Genomic DNA, 3,761 nt, shown 5'->3' on the forward strand with positions numbered 1-3,761 from the left:
TGGGCCGAGGAACGGCGTTCCTCCACAGGCGACAGCCACCGAGAAGTTCTGCACAGTCGGGCGATGGGGGAGGGCGGCTGGGCCGGCGGCGCGTGACCATCGAGGATGCCGCGCCGAGTCCCGCTCCCTCCCGACCTCGTATCGCGGCCATTCTCCGTCGGGGAGGCCACCGCGCTCGGACTCACGCCCGGGCGACTCGACGGACCTGACCTGGTCATTCCCTTCCGCGGGGTCCGCGATCGTCGGGTCCCGGAGCCGCTGACCCTCGAGCAGCGCTGCCGCCAGTACGCGGTCCGCATGAAGCCGTGGCAGTTCTTCAGTCATGAGACCGCCCTCGCGTTGCAGGGCGTGCCGGTGCCGCGCCATCCATACGTCGTTCGGATCCATGTCGCGTCGCACCGCCCGCAGCGAGAGCCGCGGCTGATTGGCGTGGTGGGGCATCGGCTGCAGACCCGCGACGACGCATGGGTCGAAGTCTCCGGCCTTCGCGTCGAACACGTGGTGCGAGCGTGGCGACAAGCGGGGATGACCTGGCCGATGGACGACTTGATCGCGGCCGCGGACCACATCGTCGGACGCACGACATTGGCATCGCTCGATGACCTTCGTACGGAGCTCATCGTGATGAAGGGACGCGGGGCTCGTCGGCTCCTGCGTGCGCTGGACGATGTGCGTGCGGGATCCGAGTCGCCGGAGGAATCGAGACTGCGGCTCATCCTCGGCCGTGCGGGACTGCCAGAGCCCGAGGTGAACTGGGTACTCCGCGATGAGAACGGCCGCCACGTCGCTCGCCTCGACTTGGCGTTCAGGAAGTGGCGCGTCGGCGCCGAGTACGACGGACGTCATCACGAGTTGGATGAGCGTCAATTCGCCAGGGATGTCGATCGTGAGGCGGATGTCAGGCGCCAGGGTTGGGAACTCGTTCGAGTGCTCCGACACCATCTTCGGGGCGACGGCCGTGCCGCAGTCCGCCTCGTGCGGGAGGCCCTTGAGCGCCGGGGGTGGCGCCCGTGATGGCGCATGTCCCAGTTCGGCCGCGTCCGAACGCCCGTTTCCCGTCCCAAGTGGGACATGGTTGTGAGCAAGCGCGGGCGCTGTCTCCACCCAGCCCGGCTACGCGAGCTCGGCCTGGCGCTCCGCCACGACGGCCTCGACGCGGGCGAGGAGCGGATGCCCTGGCTCGAGGCCCGTGATCTCCGCCGCGACGCTCGCGGCATCCTGTTCCCTCAGCATCCGCTGCAGGTCGACCGATTGCGGGTCTTCGGGGTCGTCGAAGGCCAGCGCCGCACCCATGGCGGCCAAGAGGGCGGAGACGCGGAGTCCTCGTTCGAGGGCCTCCGCCGCCGGACCCACGAAGCGCTCGTTGCGCGAGAGCTTGCGCAGGGGCTGGCGTCCGACCCGCCAGACGGTGTCGGGCAGGGCGGGGTTGCGGAACCGGTTCAGGATCGTGGCGCGGTAGGCGGCGAGATCGGCGGGGTCGAGGCCGTGCTTGACGGTGAGCAGGGCGGATGTCTCCTCGAGCGCCGCGCCGACCTTCGCGGCGATGGTGTCGTCGGCGAGGGCGTCGGAGATCCTCTCCGCGCCCGCCTGGGCGCCGAAGTACGCCGCCGCGGCGTGTCCCGTGTTGACCGTGAAGAGCTTGCGCTCGATGTAGGGCGCGAGGTCGTCGACGAAGTGCGCCCCGGGGATGCGCGGCGGCTCGTCGCCGAACGGCGGTCGCTCGATCGCCCACTCGTAGAACGGCTCGACGGTGACATCCACGCCTTCGCCGGGCTCCTGCGCGGGGACGATGCGATCGACCGCCGTGTTGGCGAACACGGCGCGGGAGGCCAGGCCGTCCCACGCGTCGCCCGCCTCGGCCCGGAGCTCGTCGGCGAGCAGGTCGGTGGCGTTGATCGCGTTCTCGCACGCCATGACCTGCAGCGGCGGCGCGGCGGGATCGCGGAGCGCAAGTCCGCCGAGAACGAGGGGTGCGACGAACCTGAGGATGGTCGGACCGACGGCGGTGGTCACGACGTTCGCGGTCGAGATCTCCTCCATCACCTCTTCGGCGTGGGTTGCGCTGTTGATGGCCCGGAACCCGGTCACCACCCGGTCGACGCCGCCCTCACCGACCTCGTGCACGGTGTACGAGCGGTGCGCGTTGATCGCGTCGACCAGGGGGGCCGCGACATCCGAGAAGACGAGTTCGTAACCCGCTTCGTGCAGCAGCAGTCCCACGAACCCCCGTCCGATGTTCCCTGCCCCGAAGTGGACGGCCTTCATGACTCGTTGACCGCGCTCAGCACGGCGTAGAGCTCCTCGGGGGTGCCGGCCTGCTTCAGTCGTTCGACGTCGTCCTCGTCGGAGAAGAGGATCGCGATCTGCGAGAGGATCTCGAGGTGCTCGTCGCCGCGCCCGGCGATGCCGACGACGAAGGTGACGGGCTCGCCGCCCCAGTCGACGCCGCCGTCGTAGCGGACGACCGACAGGGCCGACGCGAGGATGGTGTTCTTCGTCTCGTTCGTGCCGTGGGGGATCGCGAGCTCGTTGCCCATGTAGGTCGAGACGGTCTCCTCGCGCTGCTGCATCGCGTCGAAGTACCCGCTGGTGACGGCACCGGCTGCCTCGAGGATGTCGGCGGCTTCCCTCATCGCCTCCTCGCGCGTGGCGCTTCCGGAGTGGATGCGGACCTGCCCGACTTCGAGGACGTCGCGTGCCATGTTGTTGCCTTTCTCTCGATGGATGCTGTCTTCACGGGCCGCTCGGAGGCGCTCGCGCGTCTCGACCGGGGCCGCGGGGCCGGGGGCATCGCGCCGCCCGGCCTCGCAGCGTTCAGGGGTGCCTACGCACCATCCTTGTGCTGGTCGCGCACGAGGTCTACGACCTCGTCGTATCGCGGCGAGTTCATGAAGTTGTCGACCGACACGTGCACCGAGCTCGGCGTCTGCTGGCGAGCTCGATCGGTGAGCTGGTTCTGGGTGATCACCAGGTCGGCCGAGGCATCCAGGTTCGCGATCGCCTTGTTGACGACCGTGACGCCTTCGATCCCCGCCTTCTTGATCTTGTTGCGCAGCACGCTCGCGCCCATCGCCGACGAGCCCATGCCCGCGTCGCACGCGAAGACGATGTTCTTGATCTCGCGCTCCGTCATGACGGCCGGCTCGATTCCCCCATCGGTCTGGGTTGCCGCGCCGCCGCGCAGGCCGGACAGCGCGTCGGACGACTTGCCCTTCGCGGCCTCGGTCTGCGTGATCGCCGCCCCGAAAGCGTCGTCTGTCGCCGCCATCGCCTCGAGGTCGCGCTTGCGGGAGGCCCGCAGGATGGCGCCGGCGATAACGAAGGTGACGGCGGCCGACAACACGACCGACAGGATCACCGCGAAGTACGCACCCGGCGCGGTCTGCAGCATGACCGCGATGATGCTGCCCGGGGCCGCGGGTCCGCGAAGGGCGCCGCCGAGGAGCATGTTCGTCGTGACGCCCGTCATCCCGCCGCCGATCAGCGCCAGGATCAGGATCGGCTTCATGAGCGCGTAGGGGAAGTACACCTCGTGGATGCCGCCGAAGAACTGGATCACGGCAGCACCGGGAGCGGACGCGCGCGCCGCGCCCAGGCCGAAGAACGTGAACGCCAGCAGCAGTCCCACGCCGGGGCCGGGATTGGCCTCGAGCAGGAACAGGATCGAGGATCCGTCTTCGCCCACCTGCTGGACGCCCAGCGGCGTGAGCACGCCGTGGTTGATGGCGTTGTTGAGGAAGAACACCTTCGCCGGCTCGATG

General features: G+C 69.4%; 4 protein-coding genes. 1 reads left to right on the top strand and 3 read right to left on the bottom strand.

All coding sequences use genetic code 11. From position 1 onward, the window contains the following. Positions 1–105 precede the first annotated feature (105 nt). Positions 106–1,014 (top strand): putative endonuclease domain-containing protein, encoded by a 909-nt coding sequence (locus VNT50_RS10440; protein ID WP_325485050.1) that lies wholly within the window; start codon positions 106–108, stop codon positions 1,012–1,014. Between the two features lie 99 nt (positions 1,015–1,113). Here VNT50_RS10440 and VNT50_RS10445 read toward each other — a convergent pair whose 3' ends face one another. From VNT50_RS10445 to VNT50_RS10455, 3 genes are all read right to left on the bottom strand, one after another. After that, the gene (locus VNT50_RS10445) at positions 1,114–2,265 is read right to left on the bottom strand and encodes a mannitol-1-phosphate 5-dehydrogenase (RefSeq protein ID WP_325485051.1); all 1,152 of its coding nucleotides are present in this window, start codon (positions 2,263–2,265) and stop codon (positions 1,114–1,116) included. Beyond that, positions 2,262–2,702 (bottom strand): PTS mannitol transporter subunit IIA, encoded by a 441-nt coding sequence (locus tag VNT50_RS10450; protein WP_325485052.1) that lies wholly within the window; start codon positions 2,700–2,702, stop codon positions 2,262–2,264. Before VNT50_RS10450 ends, VNT50_RS10445 begins: the two co-directional genes overlap by 4 nt. A gap of 122 nt (positions 2,703–2,824) precedes the next feature. After that, positions 2,825–3,761 (bottom strand): PTS sugar transporter subunit IIBC family protein (locus VNT50_RS10455; RefSeq protein WP_491715939.1); only part of this gene is annotated, 937 nt, incomplete at its 5' end.

The sequence above is a fragment of the Microbacterium sp. genome, from assembly GCF_035554235.1.
In the GTDB taxonomy this organism is placed as follows: domain Bacteria; phylum Actinomycetota; class Actinomycetes; order Actinomycetales; family Microbacteriaceae; genus Microbacterium.